The organism is Gilliamella sp. Pra-s60, from assembly GCF_009795755.1.
GTDB lineage: Bacteria > Pseudomonadota > Gammaproteobacteria > Enterobacterales > Orbaceae > Gilliamella.
In genome coordinates this window covers 1-2,556 of the sequence record NZ_WTFA01000031.1, presented here as the reverse complement: position 1 = coordinate 2,556, position 2,556 = coordinate 1, and the positions used below count along the sequence as shown (strand labels likewise).

The following is a 2,556-nucleotide window of genomic DNA, read 5'->3' as shown; positions in this document are numbered from 1 at the left end:
CATGGTTGGCATCTGGCATCTGGCATCTGGCCTGCCAAACCTATGCCCTAAATCTTATTGATTCACACAGTGGTCAAAAACAGGCACCACAGTTATTTTTATCATCGAAGTCATTTCGCGTAGCGAAATCGATGCCGTCATTAGCAACATCCTCGGCAAAATTATCGTCGATATCCAAGTGTTTATTCAAACCGCCGTTGTTGTTTAAGTCTCCGTTATTACGTAAATTGGCATTATTCTTTGCGCCATTGTTGTTATTGTCATATACGCAGAGAGTACAGGCGTTAACGACAAGTACAATTAATGTCATAGAGGGCAGTGCGCCGTATTTAACGTTTGATGGGGGTATAACTAAGGTAACTGATACAAATAATTTATTGTATATAGAGTTGCCAGATGGAAGAACTATCACGCCTTCAACTAACACATCGAGTTCAACAAACCCGATAATGTTACCTAGTGGAAATTTTACTTTTAATGATATTCATATGGTAATACCGTCGGGTACAACCTCGACTAGTTTAAATAGTCTAATTAGCCAAGGGAAATGGGGAGACGATGATGGAGACGGACAGGGAGCAGGAGGAGTAACGGCATCAGGGAGTATATCGTTAGTAATAAAGGGTAGGGATGGCGCTACGGTTAGTCGTAATGATACATTAAGTATATGTAATGCTCCTTATAAGATCACTTTAGATAGTACAGAGGGCACTTTAGAGACTCGTTATGGTATGCCAAGAAGTAGTCTATTTCACAGAGGGACGGTGGATTATTATATCACGACACCACAGCCAGTTATTTGTTCGGTCAGGCCGAATTTGTTGTTGGGTGGTACAAGTGACATCCCTTCTCATGATAACCCACGCTATGCAGGCCCAGCTAACATATGGAGTTCTACAAAGGGGTTTTTAGTTCAGTCAACAAACCCATCATCTTACGAATTAAACTTTCCAACTACAGGTGCTGATGGATTGTATTTTGATTTGCTTATAGGTGGGGTGGATGGAAGTCAGTTGACATGGTCTCCGGTCACGCGTGGTGGAATAACGGCTACGGTGACAAGTGTAGCAGCTAATGATAGTTGGATTCCTGATGTTGATAGAGGAAAAGTTGTCGCACGGGTAACGTTGAGTGGTCCTAGGGCTGATAGTACTCAGTTAAATTCAAGTAATCCAAGCCCACTTACAAGTCCATCTTTGCCACAGGACTTTGAGTTGGTCGGTAGTGATGGTAGGGGGAATGAGGTTCGTTATGGCTTTGTGTTGAGGCAGTGGTTCGTCAATCGGGATAATAGGCTGGATAGCGCTTCTAATCAAACAGCATGGTGTAATAGTTTGGGTTATCGTATGTCACGGGTAAGGGATTTAACCAACGCGGTTTGTTCTGGTTGGAATTCAGGACGTTATTGTCGAGGTGCAGTAGGCGCCACGCCATCTTCTCGTAATAATGTTTTCATGCGTCACATAGGTGCTGGGTTTTTCACGGAGTGGGGCTACATGAGCAACTACGCTGATGTGGGCTTCGTCAGCTTCAACTATTGGACGAACGACGTAGCAGGTAGAAATGGGTTCTATGTCTACGCGTACGATGGTTCTATCTTTGGCGACAGTGATTCCTACAGCGGTTATGCTGTTTGCACCGCACCTTAGCTTTTATTTCTTAGTCCTTAATCCTTGGGTCGCAGGGCGGTTATGGTGCCTGAGGAGACAATATAAATAAGAATAAAGCCCCCGCGCCAGTTGGGGCGTTTCCCTTAGGGTTGCGCTGTGGCGGTTTAAATTCATGGTCTATTTTTAGTACGCAAGGTTTCGGACGTTTTGACCTTTGGGTGAACAAAATAGCTACAGTGACAACGTCTGAGCAAAGGGAATTAAAGCGAATTCCCTTTGCAATCCCACGCATTAGCTACAAAATGTGGCCTTCGGCTACGCTACTCGTATCATCCTGATACTCGCCTCTACGAGGCCACCTTTGCTATGCTCAGGTATTCAAATTTGTTCCAGACAAATTTGTCCGACGCCGGAATAAAACAGATAACATAACCTTAAGTGGTTTTTATAAGTCACTTTTTTATAAAAAACAACACAAAAACCCTCCCAAAAATCGGTCAGGAAAGGTATTGATTTTATTGAAGTTTTTTTTGTTTGGTTATTTTTAATAAAAACAATTAGTTACATACCATGTTAAAAGTTTCTTAAAACTTAATAACGAAAAATTAAGCTAAGTATAAATAAAACATTACAATTCTTAAAAAAAAAAGTGGTGATTTAATTTTTAACAAACTATATGCTTTAAATACTTTATAAAAACTCACTAAAACAAGTGATTGCTTATAAAAAAACCAAATAAAACAATGATTTAATTGACGGAACAAATATTATGTGTTATCATGTTAATGAAAGGCAACCGGCAACCGGCAACCGGCAACCGGCAACCGGCAACCGGCAACCGGCAACCGGCAACCGGCAACCGGCAACCGGCAACCGGCAACCGGCAACCGGCAACCGGCAACCGGCAACCGGCAACCGGCAACCGCCAACCGGCAACCGGCAACCG

General features: G+C 42.7%; 1 protein-coding gene. It reads left to right on the top strand.

All coding sequences use genetic code 11. The annotated features are described in order from the left end of the window. The coding region (locus tag GQ596_RS10865; protein ID WP_160401743.1) for a hypothetical protein at positions 1-1,649 on the top strand (1,649 nt) is incomplete at its 5' end. Between the last annotated feature and the right edge of the window lie 907 nt (positions 1,650-2,556).